This is a genomic window from Cryobacterium sp. SO2, assembly GCF_026151165.2.
Taxonomy (GTDB): Bacteria; Actinomycetota; Actinomycetes; order Actinomycetales; family Microbacteriaceae; genus Cryobacterium.
Window position 1 is genome coordinate 256,457 of sequence record NZ_CP117849.1, and the last position, 25,258, is coordinate 281,714.

The following is a 25,258-nucleotide window of genomic DNA, read 5'->3' on the forward strand; positions in this document are numbered from 1 at the left end:
GTGGGCAATCCCTTCGGTGAGATCGTCTTCAGCGGGCAACTGTTCCTGGCGATCCCGATCGCAGTGCTGGCCGGCCTCGTCTCGTTCGCCTCACCGTGCATCCTGCCGCTCGTGCCCGGCTACCTGGCCTACATCGGCGGGTTCGCCGACGGACGCACCGGCTCCGCGCTCAGCGCCCGCCGCGGGCGGAGCCGGCTGCTGCTCGGCGTGGCACTGTTCGTCCTCGGGTTCACGCTGGTCTTCGTGCTCACCGGCGTGGTGTTCGGCTTCGCCGGCTTCTGGCTCAACCAGTACCGCGACCTGATCACCCGCATCGCCGGCGTCATCGTGATCCTGCTCGGCCTGGTCTTCGTCGGCCAGTTCGGCGCGATGCAACGCACCATCAAGTCGTCCTGGCGGCCGCGGATGGGCCTGGCCGGCGCCCCCGTGCTCGGCGCGGTCTTCGCGGTCGGTTGGACGCCCTGCACCGGCCCCACGCTCACGGCCATCAACTCGCTCAGCCTCAGCACCGGCTCGCCCTGGCAGGGCGGCCTGCTCGCGCTGTTCTACGCGCTCGGCCTGGGCATCCCGTTCCTGCTCATCGCCCTCGGTCTGAACTGGGCCACCGGGGCCGTAGCCTTTCTCAAGCGTCACATCCGGGCAATCAACCTGTTCGGCGGCGTGCTCCTGATCGTTATCGGGGTGCTCATGGTGAGCGGCGTGTGGAATGCCTGGCTCCTGAACCTGCAAGGGGTGATTGGCAGTTATGTCCCGGCCATCTGACCACATCGACTCCGCCCCGGCGCCCTCCGGCGACGGCATCACCCAACCCAAGCTCGGCTTCGTCGGCACCCTGCGCTGGTTCTGGCGCCAGCTCACCAGCATGCGCACGGCCCTGTTCCTGCTTCTGCTGCTCGCGATCGCCGCCGTGCCAGGCTCCCTGGTGCCCCAGCGCAGTTCAGACCCGAACGGCGTCACCCAGTACTTCACCGACAACCCGGACCTCGCACCGTTGCTCGACAAGATCCAGGCGTTCGACGTGTACTCCTCGGCTTGGTTCTCCTCTATCTACCTGCTGCTGTTCATCTCGCTGATCGGCTGCGTCATCCCGCGCACCAAGCATCACCTGCAAGCCCTCCGTGCCAAGCCGCCGAAGACCCCCGCGCGCCTCGGCCGGCTGGCCGGCTTCACCACCCGCACCGCCCCGGCGGGCACGGATGCCGCCACCGCCGTCGCATCCGCCCGCACCCTGCTCAAACAGGGCCGCTACCGGGTGGCCCTGTTCGACAGCCCCACAGAGTTCTCGGCCTCCGCCGAACGCGGGTACATGCGCGAGACCGGCAACCTGGTGTTCCACTCCGCCCTGGTGGGACTGCTCGTGGTCGTCGGCTTCGGCAGCGGTTTCGGCTTCAGCGGCCAGCGGGTGCTGGTGGAGGGCCAGACCTTCGTGAACACGCTGTTGGCGTACGACTCGTTCAACCCCGGCCGGTTCTTCAACGACACCGGGCTCGACCCCTACAAGCTCACCCTCGACGACTTCGAGGTGAGCTACGAGACCCAGAACCTCGAGGCGTTCGGCCAGCCCGTCGACTTCACCGCCGGAGTCACCGTGACCCCGCGCGGCGGCGACGCCCAGGCCGGCGAGGTTCGGGTCAATGACCCGCTCCGCACCGGCGGCACCAGCGTTTACCTGCTCGGCAACGGCTACGCGCCCACCATCACGGTGCGGGATCCAGAGGGCACCGTGGTGTTCACCGACTCCGTGCCGTTCCTGCCGCAGGACGCCAACCTCACCTCGCTGGGCATCGTGAAGGTGCCGGACGGCCTGGCCGAGCAGGTGGGCCTGGTCGGCTTCTTCTACCCGACCCAGGACGAGACCACCACCGGCTCCTATTTCTCCAGCTTCCCCGACCTCGAGTACCCGGTGCTCACCCTCAACGTGTACGCGGGTGACCTGGGGCTCAACGACGGCGTACCCACCTCGGTGTATGCCCTCGACACCGACACGATGGAGCCGCTGGCCACCCGAACGAGCGACATCAAGCCGCTCGAGCTGAAGCCGGGCGAAACGCAGGAACTGCCCAACGGGCTGGGCTCCGTGACCTTCGAGAACGCCACCCCGGATGCCGCCGAAGGCGACTATTCGGGTTCGGTGCTGCGGTTCGCGTCGTTCGACATCCACCACGACCCCACCCAGGGCTGGGTGCTCCTGTTCGCCGTGCTCGTGCTCGGCGGGCTACTCACCTCGCTGTTCGTGCCGCGTCGCCGGCTCTGGGTCAAAGCCATCGAACAGGCGGATGGGTCGGTGCGGCTCGAATACGCCGGACTCGCCCGCGGTGAGGACCCCGGCCTGGAGTCCGCGGTGACGGCCCTCGCGGACCGGCACGCCGCCCTGCTCGAGCGCGGCTCTGCTGAGCGCACAAGTCCGGCTCCTAAAACCGCTGATCCCGCTTAGGCTGTACAAGTGAATCTGAACGAGCTCTCGATCCTCAGCCTGTACTCGGCCATGGCTGTCTACGCGCTGGCGTTCATCGCCTACTCCATCGACCTGGCCAGGCGCAGTTCCGCCGTGGGATCGGCAGAGATCGGCTCCGCCGATGTTGCCGGCGAGAACTCGGTGGCCGGTGTTGTCGCGGCGGGCGGCACCACGACGCTCACCCGCATCAGCGCCCGGATCGCCAACGACGCCGCGACGCCGTACGGCCGCTCCGCCAGCCTGCGGGTCGGGGTGTCCCTGACCGTGCTGGCCTGGGGCCTGCACCTGGTGGCCGCGGTGTTGCGCGGCATCGCCGCCGAGCGGGTGCCGTGGGCCAATATGTACGAGTTCGCGATGACGGGCACCTTGCTCATCGTCACGGTGTTCCTCGTTGTGCTCACCCGCGCCGACCTGCGCTTCCTGGGCACCTTCGTCACCGGCCTGATCCTGATCCTGCTCGGCATCGCCGCCCTGCAGTTCTACGTGGAGGTCGCCCCGCTGCCGCCGGCGCTGCAGTCGGTGTGGCTCGTCATCCACGTGTTCGTGGCGTCCCTGGGCACCGGGTTCTTCGCGCTCGGCTTCGCGCTGTCGTTCGTGCAGCTGCTGCAGTCCCGCCGGGAGGAACGAGCCGACACCGCCAAGCCCGGCCGGCTCAAGTTCCTCTCGACCCTGCCGTCGGCGTTCACGCTGGAGAACCTGGCCTACCGGGTCAACATCATCGGGTTCATCCTTTGGACCTTCACCCTGATGGCCGGCTCGATCTGGGCCGAGCGTGCCTGGGGCCGGTACTGGGGCTGGGACACCAAGGAGGTCTGGACCTTCATCATCTGGGTGATCTACGCGGGGTACATCCACGCGCGCGCCACCCGCGGCTGGCGCGGATCGCGCTCGGCGTGGCTGGCCATCATCGGCTTCGCCGCCGTGATGTTCAACTTCGGCATCGTGAACGTCTTCTTCAAGGGCCTGCACGCCTACTCCGGCCTGTAGCCGCCCCGCCGCCCCGGGTGGGCGGATCCCGGTGCGCGGGTGCCACGCCGCTCCGCGGGTGGCGCGCCACCCGCGAAGCGGCGCCTGACCCGCGCATCGCGAAACCGGCGGGTTAGTCGGCGAGCAGCGCGTGCACGCGTGTGATGCGGGCGAGCCACCAGTCGCGGCGCTCAGGCGCGGCCGCGTAGGTGTCGAGCAGGTCGGCATCCGGCACCACCCGGCGCACCGGGATGCTGCCGCCGACCGGCAGCAGCGGGTCGTGCGTCACATCGGCGGCCAGCAGCGACGCCGTGGCCAGGCCGCAGTCGTAGTCGAGCTCGGGCAGGGCCGCGGCGAGGAACGCGCCCATCGAAATGCCCACCGAGGTGTCGAGGGCGCTGGAGACGATCAGCGGCAGTCCGGTCTCGGCCTGGATGGCGAGCACAGCGCGGATGCCGCCGAGCGGCTGCACCTTCACCACCAGGAGGTCGGCGGCGCCTGAGCGCGACACCAGTAGGGGGTCGGACTCTTTGCGCACGCTCTCGTCGGCCGCGATCGGCAGGTCGAGGTAGTCGGTGCGGCGCCGGATCTCGGCGAGCTCGTCGATCGTCGCGCAGGGCTGCTCGACGTACTCGAGGTCGAACTCGGCCAGGGCGTGGATCGCGTGCTCGGCTTCATCGAGGTTCCAGAGCCCGTTCGCGTCCACCCGGATGCGTCCCTCAGGGCCGAGCACCCGGCGCACGGCGCGCACCCGCTCCACGTCTTCGGCGAGGGTCTGGCCGGCGTCGGCGACCTTCACCTTGGCGGTGCGGCAACCGGGGAAGCGGGCCAGCAGGGCGGGCACGGCGTCGGCGTCGATGGCCGGCACCGTCGCGTTCACCGGCACCCGGTCGCGCACGAGCGTCGGAGTCTCCTGCCAACCGAACTCCAGGGCGGCCCGCAGCCAGGCTGCAGCCTCCTCGTCGTCGTACTCCACGAACGGGGAGAACTCGGTCCAGCCGGCCGGACCCTCGATCAATACAGCCTCCCGGCTGGTGAGGCCACGAAAACGGGTGACGAGAGGAAGGTCGACCACTCGGGCGGTCGCGAGCACGTCGTGCAGTGAGGGGAGCATGGCTCTAGTGTGCCAGCATCCGCGCGCACCGCCCGGTGCGGGTCACGGGCTGGGCCGGCTCACTCGGTGGAGTCGGCGACGAAGGTCTGCTCGTCGGTCAACACCACGTCGGGGCCGTTCGGCTGCACATCGACGATGGCGATCGCGGTGCTGGCCGAGATCAGGAGGTACGCATCCTGATATCGGCCGGCACCGCTGTTCACGCGCAGCCAGCTGGGCACCCCGGAGGTCACCGCGGTGGTGATCTCGGCGCGCAGTGACTCCATCGTGCGATCGCCGAGGGTGTACGGCTTGCCGCCGTAGACGATATCGATGCGGGTCACGAGTCATCCTTCACGGTCGAGGTGGATCCCAGCCGGTGCGGTTCTGGCACGATCTGCAGGCCGCCGGATGAATTCGCCGTGAGCATGAGCGCTTCGATCCAGTCCCGGTTCAGGCTGGGCGAACGACCCCCGAAGTACTTGTAGGCCAGCGGGATGCTCGGATGCATCCAGATCGTGCTCCGGCCATCACCACCCTGGGGGTCGTCCCGCCACGTGAAATAGAACGCCTCGCCCCGGCGGAGTTTCGCGCCGATGACGACCTGGATGTGCGCGAGGACACGATCATCGAAGTCCGCCGTGAGGCTCGAATCGTACGTCAGCTTGCCCATTGCACCACTCCGTCATTAGGGTTTGCTGTCACGGTACGCCGGTTTTGGCTTCTAGTCCCTGAGATAACGTTCGAGTCGTGGCACCTTTAGGAGGGCCAAGGCGCGCTTTTCGATTTGGCGGACCCGCTCCCGGGTGACGCCCTGGATGACGGCGATCTGGTCGAGGGTGCGGGGCTCGTCGCCGGTGAGGCCGAATCGTGCCGTGAGGATGGATCGCTCCCGATCCGGCAGGGCGTCCAGGTAGAACGTGATGTCCGCGGCCCGCAGGGTGATCGTGGCGCACTCGTCCGGCTGGGGCAGGTCGTCGTCGATGATCAACTCGGCGATGTCGCCGATGCCGTCGCCGACGGGGGCGTGCAACGAAATGGGCTCGTTGTCGTACTGCAGCAGGCGGGATACGTCGCGCACCGCGATCTGCGACAGCTCGGCGATCTCCTTCAGCGTCGGCTCACGGTCGAGCGTGCTGGTGAGGTCGCGGCGGATGCGCTTGATCTTGTTGAGCTTCTCGGCCGTGTGCACCGGGATGCGGATCATGCGGGACTTGTCGGCCATGCCGCGGTGGATCGCCTGGCGGATCCACCAGGTGGCATAGGTGGAGAACTTGAACCCGGTCATGAAGTCGTACTTCTCCACGGCCCGCACCAGCCCGATGTTGCCGTCCTGCACGAGGTCCATGATGGGCACGCCCCGGCCGGAGTAGTGCTTGGCGATGCTGACCACCAGGCGCAGGTTGGCTTCGATGAAGTGGTTCTTCGCGCGCCGACCCTCGAAGACCAGGGTCATCAGTTCGCGCTTGAATTCGGGGTTCACGTCCGCGCCTTCGGCGGCGGCCCTGGCGATCTTCTCTTCGGCGAAGAGGCCGACCTCGATCTTGCGGGCCAGATCCACTTCGTCTTCGGCGGAGAGCAGCGGGCCCTTGCCGATGCGGCGCAGGTAGTCACCGAAGGCATCCGTCGACGCCCGGCTGTACCGGGAGGTGGCCGCGGCGCTGGCCGCCGCAGACGGGGAATAGGAGGAGGTGGTCGGTTCGGCGACGGGCCGCTCCGACGGGGTGGTGGACCGCGTGGCGGTGCGGGCGTCGGTGGTGGTGCGGGTGTCATGGGTGTGGACGATGGTGCTCATGCGAGTACCCCCCGGTTCAGAAGACTGGCTGTGGCGCGGTCAAAGGAAGTGAAATACGCCCGCTCACGCGGACGACCGAGGTTGGTGACCTCGAAGGCGCTGCCCACTGTCTGGATGAAACCCAGCAGGGCGGATGGATCGTCATGCTCGATGGCCTGGTCGGCGACCCGCCATTCGGTGGGGGAGATGGCGGTGATCTGAACCTCCGCCGGATCGGCCTGTGCGGCGGTGACATCTCCCAGATCCGCGTGTCGCGCGACGCCGACTGGATGGCTGTGATGCTGAATAGAGTGGTGCGGGGCTTCGGCGCTGATGACGGCTGCGTGTTCGGGTAACGCGGTGTCGGCTGCCGAGGGGCTGTTATCAAACATGACCACCTCCGGGTCTTTCGGGTGAGATAAGTAGACAGCCGGGCGTCAGACCCGTTCAAGGGGTTGACGTGAGCGCCGCCGACGAGGTACACCTGAAGAGCCCTCATCTCTTGTGTGAGCGGTTACAGCCTGGTTGGCCCCGCGTAGGCTGGATGCATGCCCGAACAGGTTTCAGAGATCTTCGACCCCAGCCAGTGGCGATCAGTGCGCGGCTTCGGCGCGCTCACCGACGTCACCTATCACCACGACGTCACGGGCCGCATCGCCCGGGTGGCGTTCAACCGCCCCGAGGTGCGCAACGCCTTCCGGCCGCACACCGTCGATGAGCTGTACGCCGTGCTCGAAGACGCCCGCACCAATCCGCAGATCGGCGTGGTGCTGCTCACCGGCAACGGCCCGAGCCCACGCGACGGCGGCTGGGCCTTCTGTTCGGGCGGTGATCAGCGCATCCGTGGCCGTGACGGCTACAAGTACGGCGAGGGCGAGACCGCCAGCGGCATCGACAAAGCCAGGGGCGGTCGCCTGCACATCCTCGAGGTACAGCGGCTGATCAGGTTCATGCCCAAGGTCGTCATCGCGGTCGTTCCCGGTTGGGCGGCCGGTGGCGGGCACTCCCTGCACGTGGTCTGTGACCTCACCATCGCCAGCGCCGAGCACGGCAAGTTCAAGCAGACGGATGCGGATGTCGGGTCCTTCGACGGCGGTTACGGCAGCGCATACTTCGCCCGCCAGGTCGGCCAGAAGGCGGCCAGGGAGGTCTTCTTCCTCGCCCGCGAGTATTCGGCCGAGCGCGCACTCGAGATGGGGGCGATCAACGCAGTCGTTCCGCACGCCGAGCTGGAGAACGAGGCCCTCGACTGGGCCCGCACCATTTTGACCAAGTCGCCCACGGCCATCCGCATGCTCAAGTTCGCCTTCAACGCCGTCGACGACGGCATGGTGGGTCAGCAGATCTTCGCCGGCGAGGCGACCCGCCTCGCCTACGGCACCGACGAGGCCGTTGAGGGGCGGGACTCGTTCCTGGAGAAGCGCGAGCCCGACTGGGCGCCGTACCCCTGGCAGTTCTAGGGATTCCGGTGAGACCAGTACGGGTCGTGCCGGTCGACGACCCGGCCGCGTTCCTGATCGAGCTGCGCCGGGCCCTGTCGGCGACCGAAGAGGCTCTGCTGCCGGTGCCCGCCGGCGAGTCGCCACTCGCACACGGTCGGGACCGGCTCGGCCGGGTGCCGCAGGGCGTGGCCGTGGTGATCGAAACATCCGGCTCGACCGCCGCGCCCAAACGGGTGATGCTCAGCACCGACGCCCTGCTCGCCTCCGCCGCCGCGTCGAGCGTCGCGCTCGGCGGCGACGGGCAGTGGTTGCTCGCCCTGCCCGCGCACTACATCGCCGGGGTGCAGGTGCTCGTGCGGTCGATCGCCTCCGGCACCGAACCCGTGCTGCTGCCGCCGGGCCATTTCGACCCCGCCGTGTTCGCCGAACACGCCAACCGGCTCGTCGAACCGCTGCGGTTCACCTCGCTTGTGCCCGTGCAACTGGCCAGGCTGCTGGATGCGGCGGCGACCGACCCGGCGATCCTGGCGGTGCTCACCCGGTTCACCGGAATCCTGGTGGGCGGGCAGGCCGTGTCGGCGGACCTGATCAGCCGGGCCGAGGGCCTCGGGATCCGGGTTCTGCGCACCTACGGGTCGTCTGAGACGGCCGGCGGCTGCGTGTACAACGGTGTGCCGATCGGGAACACCGTTGTGCGCGCCGTCGACGGGCAACTCGAGATCAGCGGCTCGGTGCTCGCCGAGGGCTACCTGGGTGACGAGGAGCGCACCGGAGACCGGTTCGTCGAGGAGCACGGCGTGCGCTGGTACCGCACCGGCGACCTGGGTGCCGTGGCCGCTGACGGAACCGTGAGCGTCTCCGGCCGGGCCGACAACGTGATCATCTCCGGTGGCGAGAAGGTGTCACTCGATGCCGTCGAGACCGTGGTGCGCGGTCTGCCCGGACTGGCCGAAGCCGTGGTCGTGCGCGCCGTCGACCCGGTGTGGGGCCAGGTGCCGGTGGTGGTGCTGGCGGCCGGTGCCGGGCAGACCCCTCTCGACGCCGTGCGCCGCGCCGTGGCGGCGACCCTCGGCCGGCCGGCCAGGCCGGCCCGCCTCGTCGAGGTCGACGCGATCCCATTGTTGGCCTCCGGCAAGCCCGACCGCCAGGCGCTGGCGGCGATCGTCGGCGGCTGAGCCGGCCGGCGGTCAGGGCAGCTTCAAGGCCGGGGCCAGTAGCATGAAGTCGTGGCACAAGGAGCGCGGCCGAACGGCCCCAAACAGCAGAAATCCCCTCAGAGCGGCAACCCGGCCAAGTCCGGCAACCCGGCCCGCAAGAACGGCAGCGTGACGGGCGCCGTGCGCGCGCCCGGCCCGGTGGGCCTCGGTACCTGGATCTCGGGTGCGCGGCTGCGCACCCTGCCCCTGGCGATCGCCCCCGTTCTACTCGGAACCGGCGCGGCCATCGTGGCCGGCGACGAGGGCGAGTTCCACTGGGTGCGCGCGCTGCTCGCGCTGGTGGTGGCCGTGAGCCTGCAGATCGGCGTGAACTACGCCAACGACTATTCCGACGGCATCCGTGGCACCGACGATCACCGCGTCGGACCTGCCCGCCTCACCGGCGGCGGAGCGGCCCGGCCGCGCGCTGTGCTCACCGTGGCGCTGCTGTTCTTCGGCCTCGCCGCCGTGGCCGGTCTGGTGCTCGTCGTGCTGAGCCAGCACTGGTGGCTGCTGATCGTGGGCGCGGCGGCCATCGTCGCGGCCTGGTTCTACACCGGCGGCAAGCGACCTTACGGGTACCTGGGCCTCGGCGAGATCTTCGTCTTCGTCTTCTTCGGGCTGGTGGCGACCACCGGCACCACCTACGTGCAGGTGGACGTGGTCACCATGGAGAGCTGGCTGAGTGCCGTGGGCATCGGCCTGCTCGCCTGTGCGGTGCTGATGGTGAACAACCTGCGCGACATCAAGCCGGACAAGGTCTCCGGCAAGCGCACCCTGGCCGTGCGGATCGGTGCCACAGCATCCAGGGTCGTGTTCTGCGTTTTCCTGCTGCTGCCGTTCGGCATCGCGGCGTTCTTCGCGCTGCTCTACCCGCTGGCCTGGTTCACGATGTTCGTTCTGCTGCTGGCGCTGCCGGCCTGCCTGATCGTGGCCACGGCGAAGACCGCCAGGGAACTGATCCTGGCGCTCAAGCTCACCAGCATGGCGGCGTTGCTGTACGGCGTGATCCTGGGCCTGGCCTTCGCCCTGTAACCCGTCGTCGGGCGCTCACCCTCGCGGCAACTGTTGCCCGTGCGGACAAATGCGCCCGGCGCGCCGGGACCAATTGTCCGCTTCGGGAACAGTTGACCCGCGGTCTGGCGACCTACGTGCGGTCGGCCTTGTTCGCGGCGGCGCTGGCGGCGGCACTGTCTGTGGCGGCGGCGGCGTCGACCGCGGCATCCTCTGACTCGGCGTCGGGGTGCACGGGCTCCTTCGTGCGGTGCCGCACCTCATAGAGGCCGCGGGCCACGGTGTCCCGGGGCTTCCGCAGGAAGATGTAGGACAGGCACAGGCCGATCACGGCGGCCAGGATGGCGGCCAGCCAGCCCTCGATGGCCAGGGCGAGCAGGAGGACGAACGGGATCGCAAACGTCAGGACCCGGAGCACCGTGAACACCAACCACGCTGGAACAGCTTTCATAGACCCAGCTTAAGCCGTGCTCCAGACGGTACTCACCGATCTCTCGGCTGACCGGCCTACAATTGGGGCATGTTCCGCCTGTTGTTCGGCCTCGGAGTCGTCGTCGTCATTCTCACCATCTATACGTTGGTGGATTGCGCGGTGTTCGACCGCAACCGCATACGCGGTGTGCCCCGGTGGGTGTGGATCTTCGTGATCATCCTCATCCCGGTGATCGGACCTGTGCTCTGGCTGCTGATCGGCCGCGGACGCCGCGGCAACGCCGGCCCGGCCGGCGGCCGGGTCATGCGCTCGATGGCGCCGGACGACGACCCCGACTTCCTCCGCGGCCTGGACCGCGTCAAGGACCAGGACCAGCGCATCCGCGACCTCGAGAAGGAACTGGCGGATTTCGACAAGACCGACCCGGAGGATGACGGTCCCGGCCGATCGGGCACGGCCGGCGTCGACCCCAAGAAGACCGACCCCGGTGAGGGTGACCAGCCGGGCCGACGGGATGCCTGAGGCGGCTCAGGAAACCACGTCGACGACCCCGCCCGAGGCGGCGGGGTTTGCCCTGTTCCAGAACGTCGCCCCCAGCGGTAGCCCCGCGACCGACTTCAGCGTGGCCCTGCTGGCCGAATTCGTGGCGCTCGGCGTGCGCGACATCGTGCTCAGCCCCGGCTCGAGGTCGCAGGCGCTTGCACTGGCTGCGGCCGAATTCGAACGCCTCGGTCTGCTGCGGCTGCACGTGCGCATCGACGAACGCGGTGCCGGGTTCCTCGCGCTCGGCCTCGCCATCGAGAGCGGGCAGCCCGCGCTCGTGGTCTGCACCTCCGGCACCGCCGTGGCCAACCTGCACCCCGCGGTGCTCGAGGCACACCACTCCACGGTGCCCATGATCCTGCTCACGGCGGACCGGCCGGCCGAGCTGCGCGGCATCCGCTCGAACCAGACCACCGTGCAGCCGGGCATCTTCGCCGGGGCGGTGCGACTGTGCGACGACGTGGCCGCACCGACCGGAGACCCGGCAGAGGCCGCCGCCGCGGTGGCGATTGCGCGCCAGGCACACCGGGCCGCTGTGGGCGCCGAGACGAGCAACCCCGGGCCCGTGCAGCTCAACCTGGCCTTCCGGGAGCCGCTCTCGGCCGCGCTCGAACTGGTGCCCGTCACCGGTGGTGACGAGGCGGCGCACCGGCCGGATGCCGCGGCGCCCGCCGCCGCCGACGTCAGTGCCGCTGCCGTGCCGGAACCCGCGCTGCTCCTGGCCCCCGGCCCTCTGACCGTGGTGGTCGCCGGAGCCGGCGCCGGCGCGGCAGCCGAAGAACTCGCCCGCACCGCCGGCTGGCCGCTGCTGGCCGAGGTGTCCAGCGGCTCGCGGTTCGGGCCCAACCTCGTGGTGGCCTACCGCGAACTGCTCGGCGACCCCGACTTCGGCGGTCAGGTGCAGCGCGTGATCGTGTTCGGCCATCCCACCCTGAGCCGGGAGATCCCGGCGCTCGTGATGCGCGACGGCGTGGAGACCATCGTCGTGGCCCCGGTGGGCGCCGAGTGGTACAACCCCGGCCATCGGGTGCACAGCTTCGTGCGCGCCGTGGCCGCCGCCGACGAGACGGTCGCGGCGGCGAGCACCAGGGACGCGCGGGCCTGGGCCGGCCGGTGGGTGATGACGAGCCGGGCCATCCTGGCCGCCGACACCCAGCTGGACGCCCCGGCGTTTGGCGCACACGGCATGACGAAGGCCGAGTTCGCCGCCATGAAGGCCCCGGTCACCCGCGCAATCCTTGCGGATGCGGTGTGGCGGGCCTCCTGGCCGCACGACCGTCTGGTGCTCGGCGCATCCCGGCTGATCCGCGAACTCGACACCCGGGTGACCGGCAAGAAGATCCCGGTGCACGCCAACCGCGGGCTGGCCGGCATCGACGGAACCGTGGCCACGGCACTGGGCATCGCGCTGGCCAGCCAGGCCGGCGCGCATCCGCGGTCGACGGGCACCACGCGCCTGCTCGTCGGTGATGTGACCCTGCTGCACGACGCCGGTTCGCTCCTGATCGCGCCGGGCGAGACCCGGCCCCGCCTGCAGGTGATCGTCGGCAACGACGGCGGCGGCACGATCTTCGACGGCCTCGAGGTGGCGGCGACGGCCAATCCCACCGCCATCGACCGGGTGCTCTTCACCCCCCACAGGGTGAACCTGGAGGCCCTCGCATCCGCCTACGGCTGGAGCTACTCCCGAGCCGCCACCCGAAGCGCCTTGGAGTCCGCCCTGACGGCCCCCGTGACCGAGCCAACTCTCCTAGAGGTCCCACTAGCCCGCGAGCCGTGAGAAGAGCCCCGAAAACCTGGAGTTTTCGGGGCTCAACTCACGGCTCGCGAGAGGTGGGTGGGGTTAGTGGGTGGGTTCCAGGAGGGTTGCCTGTTCTTGGGCCAGCTCGGCGGCGATCTGCTGCTCGAAATCCTGCTCGCGCTGGGGGCGGGGGTGCAGGATGGCCACGAGCACGAACGAACCAATGCCCACCGCTGCGGAGATCATCGTTGTCCAGCCATCGAGGTCGGCCGTGATCAGGGTGTTCGGCACGTAGAACAGGTCGTTCGGCACGCCGTACATGGTGGGGGTGAGCGCCAGCAGGGTGATCCGCACGACGAAGCCCAGCAGTACGCCCACGATCACGGCGCTGGCGCCCGGCCGCTTCCAGAACAGCCCGAGCACCAGCGGCGCCGCGAGGCAGGCCAGCATCAGGTCGAACGCGAAGGTGAGCAGGATGCCGGTCTGGCTCACCCGGATCGCCAGCAGCACGCCGATCACCACGATGGGAACCATCGCGATCCGGGTCCAGCGCAGCAGCGGGTCGGCGCCGCCGGAGACGATGCGGCGCACGCCGAAGATGTTACGCACGGCGATCGCCGAGGTGGCCAGGATCGCGCCGGCCGCGGTGGAGAACGACGCGGCGACGATGCCGGAGAGCACGAGGACGGCCAGCAGCGGCGGTGCGTAGTCGCCGAGCAGGGTGTACAGGATGGGCCCGTCCGCGGTGGAGAGGCCGAGCGCCGCCGTCGTGGTGAGCGCGACCAGTGCGTAAATGATGCCGATCACGAACGTGCCGCCGGCGGCGTAGAAGCAGGACTTCTGGGCCACCTCCGGCGACTTGGCGGCGAAGATGCGCTGCATGAAGTCGATGGCCACGAGGTCGCCGATGCCCAGCGAGATGAGGGTGGCCCAGTTGATCGGGGCGCCCTGGGCGGGGTCGGTGAGCTGGCCGAGGTCGAACGGGCCCATGCCGGCCGGCACGATGATGCCGAAGTTGATGACCACCCAGCCGAGCAGGGCGATGGAGGCCACGACGGTGATGACGGTCTGGATGGCCGCGGTGTAGGCATCCGAGAACAGGCCGCCGGCCAGCGTGTAGGCGAGCACGAGCGACACCGACAGGATGATGCCCCAGACGTAGGAGATGCCGGCGAAACGTTCGAGCAGGAAGCCGACGGCCACGAGGTTGCCGGCGAGGAGAATCGTGAACGAGAAGATCATGATCACCGAGGAGCCGACCTCGACGACGCGGCCGTAGCGGCGGCGGAAGAAGTCGGCGAGCGTGTACAGCCCGAGTTTGTTCATCGGCTTGGCCAGGAACAGGCCCGAGATCAGGAGGCAGATGGCCAGCCCGATGGCCAGCGACGCGCCCGACCAGAAGCCGTAGCCGGAGGTGAGGTCGGTGTTGCCGACGGTGGCGTTGCTGTCGACGGCCGCTGCCATCAGCGAGACCGCGACGAGGGGCACGCCGAGGCTGCGCCCGGCGACGAGGTAGTTGGCGCTGTCGCCGTCGACCTTGCGGGCGACGACTATTCCGACGATGAGGACGATGAGGACACTGATGCCCACGCCGATGACGATCATGGATGCTCCTGACTTGGCTGGCGGAAGGGAACGCTGAAGGGAGTGGCTGGCGGTGATAGGGCCTGGCTGAGCGAGTGCGATGCGGTGCGGGTTCGCGGTCGGCTGACATTCCGGTCGACTGATCGATAAGGCAATTCAGCCCGCTGAGTGTCACAGCGGCGCATCGAATTGACGACGATTGTGTTAACTCGCACCGTCGGCGTCGCGACCGGAGCACCCGCAGTGGCGTTCGGGAAAGGCCGGTCGCCGGCGCCCCGTAACACGCTCTTAACACGGGAGACACGGCGGCGACACCCCGCCGCGGTTTAGTTTCTATCAGTTGATCGAAAACCGTGGTCGACGGACAGGGAGAAGCCACCGTGACAGCAGACACAGCGTCGTCGAGCACGTCGACCACCGCGGGTGCCCGGGCACACGCCAGGGCACAGGAGGGCACCGTCGTGGCCGCCGCCCCCGTGCGGCCGGCGACCGCCTGGCCCGCCCCGGCGGCCGACGTCGCCGCCGACCGCCTGGTCTGGGCCGAGACCGTCGCCGGTGGCGGCTACACCCAGAAGGTGCTCGCCCGCGGCACCACCCTGCGGCTCACCGACCTCGCCGGCGACGCCTGCGCCCACGTGCTGCTCTTCAACGCCGACCAGCCGTTCGAACGCCTCAACGTGGCCGACACCGTGAAGGTGCAGTGGCAGGTATACACCGCCGCCGGCCAGCTGCTGCTCTCCGACCAGGGCCGGGTGCTCGCCACCGTCGTGGCCGACAGCGCCGTGGCCGACGGCCCCCGCCGGCACGACACGATCTTCGGCACCAGCACCCTCGCGCGCAACACCGCCCGCTACGGCGACGGCTCCGCTCAGGGCCCCACCCCGGCCGGCCGGGAACTGCTCACCCTCGCCGGGGCCAAGAACGGCCTCACCCGCCGGGACCTGCCGCCGAGCGTCTCCTACTTCCAGGGCGTCACGGTCGACGCCGACGGCCGGCCGGGCTTCACCGGCAGCGCCGGCCTCGGAGCCAGCGTCACGCTGCGCACCGAGATGCCGGTGATCGTGCTCATCGCCAACACGGCGCATCCGCTCGACGACCGCACCGAGTTCGTCTCGACGGCCCTCGAGGTGCTCGCCTGGGCGGATGCGCCGACCACGCCGGAGGATCCGCTCTGGGATGCCAGCCCTGAGGGCCGCCGCGCCTTCGTGAACACCGCAGACTACCTCGCCGCAAGGGGACTGAAATGACCACCACCACCGCTGCCATCGTCGGCGCCGAACTCTCCCGCGAGACCGTGGCCGCCCGCGCGCCCTGGTCCGCCGTGCTGAAGGCCGGGCAGGTTCTCACCATCGTCGACCTCGACGGCAACCAGGCCGTCGACTTCCTCGCCTACGCGGCCGACGACACCGCCAGGGCCTACAGCGCCCAGGCCACCCTGCAGGAGCAGGACAGCGTCTACCTCACCGTGGGCAGCGTGCTGCGCGACAACGAATCCACCGCCCTGCTCACGATCATCGCCGACGACTGCGGCCGGCACGACACCCTCGGCGGCGCCTGCTCCAAGGAGTCCAACACGCTGCGTTACGGCCTGCACACCTGGGCCCAGCACGCCTGCGTCGAGAACTTCCTGGCCGAGGGCTCCCGCCGCGGCCTGGGCAAGCGCGACCTGGTGTCGAACATCAACTGGTTCATGAATGTGCCCGTCGACGCGGATGGCGCGCTCGGCATCGTCGACGGCATCTCGGCGCCCGGCCTGTCGGTGTCGCTGCGCGCCGAGGTCGACACCCTGGTGCTGGTCTCCAACTGCCCGCAGATCAACAACCCGTGCAACGGCTTCAACCCGAGCAGGGCCGAGATGATCATCAGCGCGGGGGCGCCGGCGTGAGCGCTGCAGCGGCACCCTTCGACACCCTGCTGATCGCCAACCGCGGCGAGATCGCGGTGCGCATCATCCGCACCGCCAAGGCCATGGGCCTGCGAACCGTGGCCGTCTATTCGGAGGCCGACCGCGGCGCCGCGCATGTGCACCAGGCCGACACCGCCGTGCTCCTCGGCCCGTCGCCCGCCGGCGAGAGCTACCTGCGCGGCGACCTGATCATCGCCGCCGCCCTGGAGACCGGCGCCGGCGCCATCCACCCCGGCTACGGATTCCTCTCCGAGAACGCCGACTTCGCCCGCGCCTGCCAGGCCGCCGGCATCGTCTTCGTGGGCCCCACCCCCGAGCAGCTCGACCTGTTCGGCACCAAGCACACCGCCCGCGACGCCGCCACGGCGGCCGGAGGGCCGCTCTTGGCCGGCACCGGCCTGCTCGACAGCCTCGAGCACGCCCTCGCCGCGGCCGAGACCATCGGCTACCCGGTGATGCTCAAGGCCACCGCCGGCGGCGGCGGCATCGGCATGCAGGCCTGCCACGACGCCGCCGAACTCGCCGGCTCCTGGGAGAACGTCACCCGCATCGCCGGAGCCAGCTTCTCCTCGGCCGGGGTGTTCCTGGAGCGCCTCGTCGTGGGCGCCCGGCACGTGGAAGTGCAGGTGTTCGGCGACGGCCTCGGCACCGTCGTGAGCATCGGCGACCGGGACTGCAGCCTGCAGCGCCGCAACCAGAAGGTGGTCGAGGAGGCCCCGGCCCCCGACCTGCCCGCCCACGTGCGCGCGGGCATCGCCGACGCCGCCCGCCGGCTGTGCGCATCCGTGGACTACCGGTCGGCCGGCACCGTTGAATACATCTACGACCCGGTGCGCCAGGAGGCCGCCTTCCTCGAGGTGAACACCCGCCTGCAGGTGGAGCACCCCGTGACAGAGGCGGTCTACGGCATCGACCTGGTCGAGTGGATGCTGCGCCTGGCCCTCGGCGACACCGCCGTCGTGGCCACGCCGCTGGTCGCGGCCGGGTTCGCGGTGGAGGCCAGGGTGTACGCCGAGAACACCGACCTGGGCAACCTGCCCAGCGCCGGCACCATCACCCGGGTCGTGCATCCGGACGCGTCGTCTGACCCGGCCGCCCGCGTCGACACCTGGCTGGAGCCCGGCGCGGAGGTGAGCACCCACTACGACCCGCTGCTGAGCAAGGTGATCACCCACGGTGCCACCCGCGAGGCCGCCTGGCAGGCCCTCTCCGACACCCTCGCCGACGTGCGTGTGGACGGGGTCGCCACCAACCTGGGGATGCTGCGCTCGATCGTGGTCGACCCGGCGGTGCGGGCCGCCACCCACTCCACCGACACCCTTGCCGGCATCCGCAACACCAGCCCGCGGTTCGAGGTGGTGAAATCCGGACTGCTCTGCACCATCCAGGACTGGCCGGGCCGCACAGGCTACTGGGCCGTCGGCATCCCGCCGTCCGGCCCGATGGACGACCTCTCCTTCCGGCTCGGCAACGCCGCCCTGGGCAACGCCGAGGGCGAGGCCGGCCTGGAGATCACCATGCAGGGCCCCACCCTGCGCTTCCACACGGCCGCAACCGTGATGCTTACCGGAGCGCCCACGCCGCTCACCGTCGACGGCGCCGACCTGCCGCAGTGGACGCCGGTGCGCGTGCCGGCCGGCGCGCTGATGGCCATCGGCACGCCCAGCATCGGCATGCGCAGCTACCTGCTCGTAGCCGGCGGCCTCGACGTGCCCCTGGTGCTCGGCAGCGCCGCCACCTTCGACCTCGGTGAGATGGGCGGCGCCGCCGGCCGGGCCCTCCGCACCGGCGACATCATCGCGCTCGCCGGGCGGATGCCGGAGACCGACCCGCAGGCCGTGGCCGTGCGCGACCGCCCGGTGTTCACCTCCGAGTGGCGCATCGCCGCCCTCGAGGGCCCGCACGCCGCCCCGGAGTTCTTCACGACGGCCGACATCGAGGTGTTCCACAGCACCCGCTGGGCCGTGCACTTCAACTCCGCCCGCACCGGCGTGCGCCTGGTCGGCCCGAAACCCGAATGGGCCAGGAACGACGGCGGCGAGGCCGGCCTGCACCCGTCCAACATCCACGACACCCCGTACGCGGTGGGCGCCGTGGACTACACCGGCGACCTGCCGATCCTGCTCGGCCCGGACGGACCGAGCCTGGGCGGCTTCACCTGCCCGGCCACGGTGCCCAGCGGTCAGCTCTGGAAGCTCGGCCAGTTGCGCCCGGGCGACACCGTGGAGTTCGTTCCCGTCGACGACGGGCAGGCGCACGCCCTGCGCCTCGATCCCACCCTGGCCGTCACCGCCGGCCGCGCGCCGACCGTGGACGGCGGCATCCTCCGGAGCCTCCCGGCCACCGCGACGAGCCCGGCCATGACCTTCCGCCGCAGCGGCGACGCCAACCTGCTCGTGGAGTACGGCGAAATGGTGCTCGACCTGGCCTCCCGGATGCGTGTGCACGCGCTCGCCGCCGTGCTGCAGCAGCGCTGGGACGACGGCGAATTGCCCGGCATCATCGACCTGACCCCGGGCATCCGCTCGCTGCAGGTGCACGTGAACCCCGACGTGCTGCCGCTGGCGGAGCTGCTCGACATCGTCGCGGCCGTCGAGGCCGGCCTGCCCGCCACCAGCGAGCTCACCGTGCCCAGCCGCACGGTGTCGCTGCCGCTGTCCTGGGACGACCCGGCCACCCGGGAGGCCATCGAGCGGTACATGTCGGGCGTGCGCGACGACGCCCCGTGGTGCCCGTGGAACATCGAGTTCATCCGCCGCGTCAACGGCGTGGCCTCGGTGGACGACGTGATGCGCACCGTGTACGAGGCCGAGTACCTGGTGTTGGGCCTGGGTGACGTCTATCTCGGCGCGCCCGTGGCGACGCCGCTGGACCCGCGGCACCGCCTGGTGACCACCAAGTACAACCCGGCGCGCACCTGGACGCCCCAGAACGCCGTGGGCATCGGCGGCGCCTACCTCTGCATCTACGGCATGGAGGGCCCTGGCGGCTACCAGTTCGTGGGCCGCACGGTGCCGATCTGGTCGACCCACTCGCAGCGCGGACCGTTCGCCGCGGGCGTGCCGTGGCTGCTCAAGTTCTTCGACCGCATCAGCTGGTACCCGGTACTGCCGGAGGAGCTGCTGGAGATGCGCGCCGAGATGAAGGCCGGCCGGCTGCCGATCCGGATCGAGGAGGGCGAGTTCTCGATGAAGGAGTACGAGGCCTTCCTCGCCGAGAACGCCGAGTCGATCGCGGACTTCCGTGCCCAGCAGGGCGAAGCCTTCGCGGCGGAGCGGGACGCCTGGGAAGAAGCGGGGGAGTTCGACCGTGACGACGCCGCGACGCTGGCCCCCGTGGTGGCCGCCGGCACCGTGCTCGTGCCGGAGGGCTGTGAGGGAGTCGAAGCGCCCTTCACCGCGAGCGTGTTCAGGCTCGACGTGGCCGTGGGCGACACCGTCGCCGCCGGCCAGACCCTGGTCTCGCTCGAGGCCATGAAAATGGAGGCCCACGTCGTGGCGCCCTTCGACGGGCGAGTGGTGCGCATGGTGGCGGCCGCCGGCGACAGCGTCGCGCCCGGCTCGGTACTGGTGATCGTGGAGCGGAAGGATGCGGCATGAGCGGGTTGGTGACGGAGACGGGCGCGGCTGACGCGGTGTTGGATGCGGTTGCGGCCGCCTACGACCGCATCGCGGCCGCCGACCGCCCCGAGGTGTGGATCCACCTGCGTCCCCGGGCCGACGTGCTCGCCGACGCGCAGGAGGTGGCGCGGCTGCTCGCCGACGGCGCCGACCTGCCCCTGGCCGGGCTGTTCTTCGCGGCCAAGGGCAACATCGATGTGCGCGGACTGGTCACCACAGCCGCCTGCCCGGCCTTCGGCCAGGTGGCCCAGACGGATGCGACCGCCGTGGCCCGGCTGCGCGCCGCGGGGGCCGTGTGCCTCGGTGCCACCAACCTCGACCAGTTCGCCACCGGCCTGGTGGGCACCCGCAGCCCCTACGGCGCTGTGCGGAACGCCTTCCGGCCGGACTACATCTCCGGCGGCTCGAGCAGCGGCTCCGCCGTTGCCGTGGCGCTCGGCCTGGTGGACTTCGCCCTGGGCACCGACACCGCGGGCTCCGGACGGGTCCCGGCCGCATTCCACGGCCTGGTGGGCATCAAGCCCACCCGCGGCCTGGTCTCGGCCGCCGGCGTCGTGCCGGCCTGCCGGTCGCTGGACTGCGTGAGCGTGCTCGCCGCCGGCCTCGACCTGGCCGACCGGGTGCTGCAGGTGCTGGCCGGCTACGACGAACGCGACCCGCTGTCGCGGGTGGCTCCGGCCGGGTCCTCGGCCAGCACCGCAGCCGGCGCGCGCATCGGTATCCCGCGCCCCGGCCAGCTCGGCGAGCTCGCCCCCGGCTGGGCCGACGCCTTCGAGGCCGTCGTTGCGCGGCTGCGCACCGACGGCGCCGACCTCGTCGAGGTCGACATCGAGCCGTTCCTGCGCACCGCGCGGATGCTCTACGAGGGCGCGTTCGTGGCCGAGCGCTACGCCGCGGTCGGCGCGTTCGTCGACGCGCATCCGGATGAGGTCGACCCCGTCGTCGGCGCCATCGTGACCGCAGCGCGGGAGGTGCCGGCGTACCGCCTGTTCAGCGATCAGGAGGCCCTCGACGCCGAACGCGTCCTGAGCCGGCAGGTCTTCACGACCATCGACGCTCTGCTGCTGCCCACCACCGTTGAGCACCCCACCCTGGCCGAGGTCGCCGCGGAGCCGTTCGCGGTGAACGGCCGGCTCGGCCGGTTCACCAACTTCGCCAACCTGCTCGACCTGGCCGCCGTCGCGGTGCCGGGCGGCATGGTCGGCGAGACCCACTTCGGCGTGCAGCTGGTGGGCCCGGCGTTCACGGATGCGCGTCTGTCCGCCCTCGCCCGCCGCATCGTCGGCACCGACCCGGCCGGCCTGCCCGCGCCCGCGACACCCGCGCCCGCGACACCCGCGGCCGGGGGCGCACAGGCCGGCGAGATCGTGCTCGCGGTGGCCGGCGCGCACCTCTCCGGGCAGCCGCTCAACCACCAGCTCACCACGCTGAACGGCCGGCTGCTCGCCACCACGACCACCTCGGCCGACTACAGGCTCTACGCCCTCGACACCGTGCCGCCCAAGCCCGGCCTGGTACGGGTGGCCGAGGGCGCAGGGGCGCCGATCGAGGTCGAACTCTGGGCACTGGGAGAGGCGGCCTTCGGCCGGTTCGTGGCGGCCCTGCCGCAGCCCATGGCCATCGGCCGGCTGCTCCTGGCCGACGGCAGCCAGGTCGAGGGGTTCCTCTGCGAGCCGATCGCCACCCACGCCGCCGCCGACATCACCGCCACCGGAGGCTGGCGGGCCCACCTCGCCCGCCCGTCCCGTCCCTGACCCGCGGCCTGACTCGCCCAGCCGCCGGCAACTGTGCCCCGTGCGGACAATTGCGCCCGGCACACCGGGCGCAATTGTCCGGAACGGGAACAGTTGCGGCGCGCGAGCGGGTACCGTTGCAACGTCCCGTCACGTCGTGTCGGACAGGCCCTCAGGAGTGCAGCATGACCGGCAAGTCCTCGTCCGCCCGGCCGACACCGGCCACCACCGCGCCGGTGCGCCCGCGCGCCGACTCGCTCGCCCTCTGGGCCATGATCGTGGGCATCGTCGCGTTCCTCGGCGGCTGGCTGCCGGTGCTGGGCTTCATCCTCGGCGCCGCCGGTGTGATCCTCGGCGTGCTGGCCAAGCGGCGCTCCAACCGGCCGGAACTCGGCCTGACCGGCCTGATCCTCTCGACCATGGCGGTGCTGACCAACATCGTGATCGACGTGATCGTGGTGGTCTCGATCGTGACCCAGTTCAACAACCTGCCCGCGTAGCGCAGCCCGCGCCGACTGGCCCGCGCCCAGGCATCCGCTGACTGTTGCCGAAGCGGACAACTGCGCCCGGTGCGCCGGACGCACTTGTCCGGAGCGGGAACGGTTGCGGCGCGAGTTAGGCGAAGGCCTCGACTATGGGGCGAAACTTCATCTTCGTTTCGGCCAGCTCTCGGTCCGGCTCCGAGTCCAGCACGATGCCGCAGCCGGCGTACGCGGTGACGTCGCCCGCCGGGGAGACCTGCGCGCAGCGCAGCGCGATGGCCCATTCGCCGTCGCCGTCGGCGCCGACCCAGCCCACCGGGCCGGCGTAGCGGCCGCGGTCGAACGGCTCCAACTCGCGGATGAGCGCGAGAGCGTCCTGAGTGGGCGTTCCGGCCACGGCCGCGGTGGGATGCATCGCCGCAATGAGGTCGAGCGAGGTGGACCCGTCGCTCAGGGTGCCCTCGACATCGGTGGCCAGATGCCAGAGGTTGGGCAGCTTGACCGTGAACGGGATCTCGCTCGTGGTGAGCACCGAGGTGTGCGGACGCAGCGCAGCCAGCACGCTCTGCACGGCGAACTCGTGTTCGTCGCCGTCCTTGCTCGAGGTGGCCAACGCGAGCGCGGCCTCGATGTCGGCCGCGGCATCCGCCCCGCGGGAGATGGTGCCGGCGAGCACCCGGGCGTTGACCTCGTTGTGGTCGGCACGGATGAGGGTCTCCGGGCTGGACCCGACCAGGCCGTCGACGGCGTAGGTCCAGCAGTCCGGGTAGCCCAGCGCGAGCTCGGTCAGCAAGCGGCGCAGGTCGGATTCGGCCGGCAGGTGGCCGACGAGGTCGCGGGCCAGCACTACCTTGCTCACCTCGAGCGCGCCGATGCGCTCGACGGCGGTGGCCACGGCCTCCCGGTAGCCGGCCGGCTTCAGCGCGCCGGGCAGCAGCGCGATGCGGTACTCGTCGCCGAGCGGGCGCAAAGCCAGCGGGATCTCCGGGGCGGCCTGGCCGGTGGGCCAGATGCGGGTGACCCAGCACTGGCCGTCTTCGCGGCCCACGATCACCTCAGGCACGATCAGCACGCTGGTCTGGCTGGAGGAGTCGTCGAAGGCGAAGGTGCCGAACGCCAGCAGACCGGTTCCCGTGCGCGCCAACGGGTCCGTCACGGTGGCGGCCGCAACGACCTCGCTCCACGCGGCGGCGGCATCCGTCATGCGGGTGGGGCCGGAGAACTCGAGACGCAGAGCCGTGCCGATGCCGGCGAGGCCCTGGTTGCGGCGCATCCAGAGCAGCGGCTTGCGCTCGTCGAGCAGCAGGACCAGTTGGCGAATGTCGGCAATCGGGGAGGTCTCAACCGTTAGAGCAGGCGCATTCACTCGTCTACCCTACGCCCGCGCTCGTTGATACCCGGTCGCGCCGCAGTGCGGGCGCCGCAATCTAGACTGGACCGGTGAGTAGAGCAGATCTTAATAAGCAGCCAGCACAGGTCGCAGCCATGTTCGATCTGGTCTCGACGCACTACGACCGCACCAACGCGGTGCTCTCCGTGGGCAACGCCTCCCTGTGGCGCGTCGCGACCACCCGGGCGGTGAACCCGAAGGCCGGCGAGCGGATCCTGGACATCGCGGCGGGCACGGGCACCTCGAGTGTTGCCCTCGCGCACACCGGCGCGCATGTCGTGGCCGCGGACTTCTCCGAGGGCATGATCAACGTGGGACGCGAGCGCCACGGCGACAACCCCAACGTTGAGTTCGTGCAGGCGGATGCCACCAAGCTGCCGTTCAAGGACGGCGAGTTCGACGCCGTGACCATCTCCTTCGGCCTGCGCAACGTGGTGGAGCCCAAGAAGGCGCTCGCCGAGTTCTACCGGGTGACCAAGCCCGGCGGCCGCGTGGTCATCTGTGAGTTCTCCACCCCGCCGTTCACGCCCATCCGGGTGGGCTATTTCGCCTACCTCAACCACGTGATGCCGCGCATAGTGAAGCTGGCCTCCTCCAACGCCGAGGCCTACGACTACCTGGGCGAGTCCATCGCCGCGTGGCCGAATCAGCCCACCCTCAGTGCCTGGTTGCGCGACGCCGGATACGATGCCGTCGCGTACCGCAACCTGAGTCTCGGTATCGTGGCTCTGCACCGCGGAATCAAGACCGCAGACGCCCCCGCTGCAACTTCCTGAAACTCCCAGATCCGATCGTTAGGCTGACAGAGTGAAATTGACCGCCCCCGTGGCCCGCCGGAGCCCGTCGGTAACGTCGCAGCTGGGCCTGAGCGATCGAATCTTCTCCACCGCGGCCGACCGCGGCCTGGCCGCGAGCCTTGACAGCGGCCTGGAGCAGGTGACGAAGACCCTGCTCGGCGAACTCGTCTTCGCCGACGAGATCGCCGCCGTCACCAGCCGGTACCTGCTCGACGCCGGCGGCAAGCGTGTGCGCCCGATGCTCGCCCTGCTCACCTCGCACCTCGGTGACGGCACTGTCCCCGATGTCATCCGCGCGGCAGCCGCCATCGAGATCACCCACCTCGCCTCGCTGTACCACGACGACGTGATGGACGACGCCGAGAAGCGCCGCGGGGTGCCCAGCGCCCAGGTGGTCTGGGGCAACTCCATCGCCATCCTGGCCGGCGACCTGCTCTTCTCCCGCGCCAACCAGCTGATGGGCCGGCTCGGCGAACGCGCCGTACGCCTGCAGGGCGACACCTTCGAGCGTCTGGTGCTCGGCCAGCTGCACGAGACCGTCGGCCCCAAGGACGGCGAAGACCCCGTCGAGCACTACATCCAGGTGCTCGCCGACAAGACCGGCTCCCTGATCGCCGCCGCCGCGCAGGCCGGCATCATCTTCTCCAACGCGCCCACCGAGTTCGAGGAGCCCGTCGTGCTCTTCGGCGAGCGGATCGGCGTGGCCTTCCAGCTCATCGACGACGTGCTCGACCTCTCCCCGCAGCCCAAGGAGACCGGCAAGGTGCCCGGCACCGACCTGCGCGCCGGCGTGGCCACCCTGCCGCTGCTGCGGCTGCGCGAGCGGGCCGCAACGGATGCGCGCGCCGCCTCGCTCGTTGGCCGCCTCGAGGCCGATGTGATGAAGAGCCAGGGCGTCGCCACCGAGGCCGCCGACGCCGCCATCACGGCGCTGCGCGAACACGATGTGACCACCCAGACCCTCGCGGAGGCCCACGGATGGGCCCGTGATGCCGTTGCCGCCCTTGCCCCCCTGCCGAACGGCTCGGTCAAGAAGGCGCTCACCCGTTTCGCCGAGACCATCGTCGAGCGATCCAGCTAGAAAGGCTT

Annotated in this window: 23 protein-coding genes; 15 read left to right on the forward strand and 8 right to left on the reverse strand. The window is 70.4% G+C overall.

The annotated features are described in order from the left end of the window. Genes BJQ94_RS01240 through ccsB form a run of 3 tightly spaced genes read left to right on the forward strand, consistent with a single transcriptional unit; the run spans position 1 to position 3,442 of the window. Complete coding sequence (locus BJQ94_RS01240) at positions 1–762, forward strand: cytochrome c biogenesis protein CcdA (RefSeq protein ID WP_265400539.1); 762 nt, start codon at positions 1–3, stop codon at positions 760–762. Then, a complete protein-coding gene (locus tag BJQ94_RS01245; RefSeq protein ID WP_265400540.1) occupies positions 746–2,434 on the forward strand; it encodes a cytochrome c biogenesis protein ResB in 1,689 nt (562 codons plus the stop codon). Before BJQ94_RS01240 ends, BJQ94_RS01245 begins: the two co-directional genes overlap by 17 nt. Positions 2,435–2,485: 51 nt before the next feature. After that, positions 2,486–3,442, forward strand: a complete 957-nt coding sequence (ccsB, locus tag BJQ94_RS01250; RefSeq protein ID WP_265400724.1) for a c-type cytochrome biogenesis protein CcsB — start codon at positions 2,486–2,488, stop codon at positions 3,440–3,442. Positions 3,443–3,554: 112 nt separating this feature from the next. Here the strand turns inward: ccsB and BJQ94_RS01255 are convergent, their stop codons facing one another. Genes BJQ94_RS01255 through BJQ94_RS01275 form a run of 5 tightly spaced genes read right to left on the reverse strand, consistent with a single transcriptional unit; the run spans position 3,555 to position 6,680 of the window. Then, positions 3,555–4,535, reverse strand: a complete 981-nt coding sequence (locus tag BJQ94_RS01255) for an o-succinylbenzoate synthase (RefSeq protein ID WP_265400541.1) — start codon at positions 4,533–4,535, stop codon at positions 3,555–3,557. Between the two features lie 59 nt (positions 4,536–4,594). Then, positions 4,595–4,858 (reverse strand): hypothetical protein, encoded by a 264-nt coding sequence (locus tag BJQ94_RS01260; protein WP_265400542.1) that lies wholly within the window; start codon positions 4,856–4,858, stop codon positions 4,595–4,597. Beyond that, the gene (locus BJQ94_RS01265; protein WP_265400543.1) at positions 4,855–5,187 is read right to left on the reverse strand and encodes an ATP-dependent DNA ligase; all 333 of its coding nucleotides are present in this window, start codon (positions 5,185–5,187) and stop codon (positions 4,855–4,857) included. Before BJQ94_RS01265 ends, BJQ94_RS01260 begins: the two co-directional genes overlap by 4 nt. Positions 5,188–5,238: 51 nt before the next feature. Beyond that, positions 5,239–6,309, reverse strand: a complete 1,071-nt coding sequence (locus tag BJQ94_RS01270) for a sigma-70 family RNA polymerase sigma factor (protein ID WP_265400544.1) — start codon at positions 6,307–6,309, stop codon at positions 5,239–5,241. Then, entirely contained in the window at positions 6,306–6,680 is a 375-nt protein-coding gene (locus tag BJQ94_RS01275; RefSeq protein WP_265400545.1) for a hypothetical protein, read from the reverse strand. The genes BJQ94_RS01270 and BJQ94_RS01275 overlap by 4 nt, the downstream gene beginning before the upstream one ends. A 156-nt stretch (positions 6,681–6,836) precedes the next feature. Between BJQ94_RS01275 and BJQ94_RS01280 the strand changes: the two genes are divergently transcribed. From BJQ94_RS01280 to BJQ94_RS01290, 3 genes are all read left to right on the forward strand, one after another. Continuing rightward, positions 6,837–7,748: a 1,4-dihydroxy-2-naphthoyl-CoA synthase gene (locus BJQ94_RS01280; RefSeq protein ID WP_265400546.1), complete on the forward strand. Its 912-nt coding sequence runs from the start codon at positions 6,837–6,839 to the stop codon at positions 7,746–7,748. 8 nt (positions 7,749–7,756) lie between these two features. Continuing rightward, positions 7,757–8,905, forward strand: a complete 1,149-nt coding sequence (locus tag BJQ94_RS01285) for an AMP-binding protein (protein ID WP_265400547.1) — start codon at positions 7,757–7,759, stop codon at positions 8,903–8,905. Positions 8,906–9,055: 150 nt separating this feature from the next. After that, the gene (locus BJQ94_RS01290; protein ID WP_265400725.1) at positions 9,056–9,961 is read left to right on the forward strand and encodes a 1,4-dihydroxy-2-naphthoate polyprenyltransferase; all 906 of its coding nucleotides are present in this window, start codon (positions 9,056–9,058) and stop codon (positions 9,959–9,961) included. A 112-nt stretch (positions 9,962–10,073) separates the two neighbouring features. Here BJQ94_RS01290 and BJQ94_RS01295 read toward each other — a convergent pair whose 3' ends face one another. After that, entirely contained in the window at positions 10,074–10,391 is a 318-nt protein-coding gene (locus BJQ94_RS01295; RefSeq protein ID WP_265400548.1) for a DUF4229 domain-containing protein, read from the reverse strand. A gap of 69 nt (positions 10,392–10,460) precedes the next feature. On the opposite strand from BJQ94_RS01295, the gene BJQ94_RS01300 reads away from it, so the two are divergent. Both BJQ94_RS01300 and menD read left to right on the forward strand, forming a co-directional pair. Continuing rightward, positions 10,461–10,895, forward strand: coding sequence for a PLD nuclease N-terminal domain-containing protein (locus BJQ94_RS01300; RefSeq protein WP_265400549.1), 435 nt, complete (start codon positions 10,461–10,463; stop codon positions 10,893–10,895). Further along, positions 10,861–12,696 (forward strand): 2-succinyl-5-enolpyruvyl-6-hydroxy-3-cyclohexene-1-carboxylic-acid synthase, encoded by a 1,836-nt coding sequence (menD, locus tag BJQ94_RS01305; RefSeq protein WP_265400550.1) that lies wholly within the window; start codon positions 10,861–10,863, stop codon positions 12,694–12,696. The genes BJQ94_RS01300 and menD overlap by 35 nt, the downstream gene beginning before the upstream one ends. A 63-nt stretch (positions 12,697–12,759) precedes the next feature. On the opposite strand, the gene BJQ94_RS01310 is transcribed toward menD, so the two are convergent. Next, positions 12,760–14,262, reverse strand: a complete 1,503-nt coding sequence (locus BJQ94_RS01310; protein WP_265400551.1) for a sodium:solute symporter family protein — start codon at positions 14,260–14,262, stop codon at positions 12,760–12,762. A gap of 359 nt (positions 14,263–14,621) precedes the next feature. Between BJQ94_RS01310 and BJQ94_RS01315 the strand changes: the two genes are divergently transcribed. From BJQ94_RS01315 to BJQ94_RS01335, 5 genes are all read left to right on the forward strand, one after another. Continuing rightward, positions 14,622–15,488 carry an urea amidolyase associated protein UAAP1 gene (locus BJQ94_RS01315; protein WP_265400552.1) on the forward strand — a complete coding sequence of 289 codons (867 nt, stop codon included), beginning with the start codon at positions 14,622–14,624 and terminating at the stop codon, positions 15,486–15,488. Further along, a complete protein-coding gene (locus tag BJQ94_RS01320) occupies positions 15,485–16,126 on the forward strand; it encodes an urea amidolyase associated protein UAAP2 (protein WP_265400553.1) in 642 nt (213 codons plus the stop codon). The genes BJQ94_RS01315 and BJQ94_RS01320 overlap by 4 nt, the downstream gene beginning before the upstream one ends. Continuing rightward, the gene (uca, locus tag BJQ94_RS01325) at positions 16,123–19,746 is read left to right on the forward strand and encodes an urea carboxylase (protein WP_265400554.1); all 3,624 of its coding nucleotides are present in this window, start codon (positions 16,123–16,125) and stop codon (positions 19,744–19,746) included. The genes BJQ94_RS01320 and uca overlap by 4 nt, the downstream gene beginning before the upstream one ends. Continuing rightward, positions 19,743–21,521: an allophanate hydrolase gene (gene atzF, locus BJQ94_RS01330; RefSeq protein WP_265400555.1), complete on the forward strand. Its 1,779-nt coding sequence runs from the start codon at positions 19,743–19,745 to the stop codon at positions 21,519–21,521. The genes uca and atzF overlap by 4 nt, the downstream gene beginning before the upstream one ends. Before the next feature lie 164 nt (positions 21,522–21,685). Continuing rightward, on the forward strand, positions 21,686–22,000 hold the full coding sequence (locus tag BJQ94_RS01335; RefSeq protein ID WP_265400556.1) for a hypothetical protein: 315 nt from the start codon (positions 21,686–21,688) through the stop codon (positions 21,998–22,000). A 115-nt stretch (positions 22,001–22,115) separates the two neighbouring features. Here BJQ94_RS01335 and BJQ94_RS01340 read toward each other — a convergent pair whose 3' ends face one another. Then, entirely contained in the window at positions 22,116–23,348 is a 1,233-nt protein-coding gene (locus BJQ94_RS01340; protein ID WP_265400557.1) for an isochorismate synthase, read from the reverse strand. A gap of 74 nt (positions 23,349–23,422) precedes the next feature. Between BJQ94_RS01340 and BJQ94_RS01345 the strand changes: the two genes are divergently transcribed. Together BJQ94_RS01345 and BJQ94_RS01350 are read left to right on the forward strand one after the other, a co-directional pair. Next, entirely contained in the window at positions 23,423–24,148 is a 726-nt protein-coding gene (locus BJQ94_RS01345; protein WP_265400558.1) for a class I SAM-dependent methyltransferase, read from the forward strand. A 31-nt stretch (positions 24,149–24,179) separates the two neighbouring features. Further along, positions 24,180–25,250: a polyprenyl synthetase family protein gene (locus BJQ94_RS01350; protein WP_265400559.1), complete on the forward strand. Its 1,071-nt coding sequence runs from the start codon at positions 24,180–24,182 to the stop codon at positions 25,248–25,250. Positions 25,251–25,258 lie beyond the last annotated feature (8 nt).

What these genes read in the sequence shown, in the direction of transcription:
- BJQ94_RS01295 (WP_265400548.1), bottom strand. Translation starts at nt 10,391, where the DNA reads ATGAAAGCTGTTCCAGCGTGGTTGGTGTTCACGGTGCTCCGGGTCCTG.
- atzF (WP_265400555.1), top strand. Translation starts at nt 19,743, where the DNA reads ATGAGCGGGTTGGTGACGGAGACGGGCGCGGCTGACGCGGTGTTGGAT.
- BJQ94_RS01255 (WP_265400541.1), bottom strand. Translation starts at nt 4,535, where the DNA reads ATGCTCCCCTCACTGCACGACGTGCTCGCGACCGCCCGAGTGGTCGAC.
- BJQ94_RS01265 (WP_265400543.1), bottom strand. Translation starts at nt 5,187, where the DNA reads ATGGGCAAGCTGACGTACGATTCGAGCCTCACGGCGGACTTCGATGAT.
- BJQ94_RS01275 (WP_265400545.1), bottom strand. Translation starts at nt 6,680, where the DNA reads ATGTTTGATAACAGCCCCTCGGCAGCCGACACCGCGTTACCCGAACAC.
- BJQ94_RS01280 (WP_265400546.1), top strand. Translation starts at nt 6,837, where the DNA reads ATGCCCGAACAGGTTTCAGAGATCTTCGACCCCAGCCAGTGGCGATCA.
- BJQ94_RS01245 (WP_265400540.1), top strand. Translation starts at nt 746, where the DNA reads ATGTCCCGGCCATCTGACCACATCGACTCCGCCCCGGCGCCCTCCGGC.
- ccsB (WP_265400724.1), top strand. Translation starts at nt 2,486, where the DNA reads ATGGCTGTCTACGCGCTGGCGTTCATCGCCTACTCCATCGACCTGGCC.
- BJQ94_RS01335 (WP_265400556.1), top strand. Translation starts at nt 21,686, where the DNA reads ATGACCGGCAAGTCCTCGTCCGCCCGGCCGACACCGGCCACCACCGCG.
- BJQ94_RS01310 (WP_265400551.1), bottom strand. Translation starts at nt 14,262, where the DNA reads ATGATCGTCATCGGCGTGGGCATCAGTGTCCTCATCGTCCTCATCGTC.
- BJQ94_RS01320 (WP_265400553.1), top strand. Translation starts at nt 15,485, where the DNA reads ATGACCACCACCACCGCTGCCATCGTCGGCGCCGAACTCTCCCGCGAG.
- BJQ94_RS01300 (WP_265400549.1), top strand. Translation starts at nt 10,461, where the DNA reads ATGTTCCGCCTGTTGTTCGGCCTCGGAGTCGTCGTCGTCATTCTCACC.
- BJQ94_RS01270 (WP_265400544.1), bottom strand. Translation starts at nt 6,309, where the DNA reads ATGAGCACCATCGTCCACACCCATGACACCCGCACCACCACCGACGCC.